Here is a 317-nt window from a genome sequence, read left to right as displayed (position 1 = left end):
TGTTCGATAATCGGGCCTTCATCAAGTTCAGCGGTAGCGTAATGTGCGGTGGCGCCGATTAACTTCACTCCACGCTCGTAAGCTTGATGATAGGGCTTGGCACCCTGGAAAGCGGGCAAAAATCCATGGTGGATATTGATAACCTTACCGGCAAACTCTTTGACAAACTGCTCTGACAAAATTTGCATATAGCGCGCCATCACCACCAGATCAATCTGATACTCGGAGAGTAATGATTTAATCTGTGTTTCCTGTTGCTGTTTGGTTTCTTTGGTGATGGGCAGATGATAAAACGGTTTTTTGAACTGACGCGCCAT

Annotated in this window: 1 protein-coding gene; it reads right to left on the bottom strand. The window is 46.1% G+C overall.

What is annotated here, in order from left to right; all coding sequences use genetic code 11:
- Positions 1-317, bottom strand: a 317-nt coding sequence (locus tag B3182_RS07250) for a formyltransferase family protein (protein WP_292752134.1), incomplete at both ends; no start/stop codon positions are given.

This window comes from Methylophaga sp. UBA4204, assembly GCF_002379485.1.
Classification (GTDB): domain Bacteria; phylum Pseudomonadota; class Gammaproteobacteria; order Nitrosococcales; family Methylophagaceae; genus Methylophaga.
Note: the sequence above shows the minus strand (reverse complement) of the source record. Positions and strands in the feature narration are given on the sequence as shown.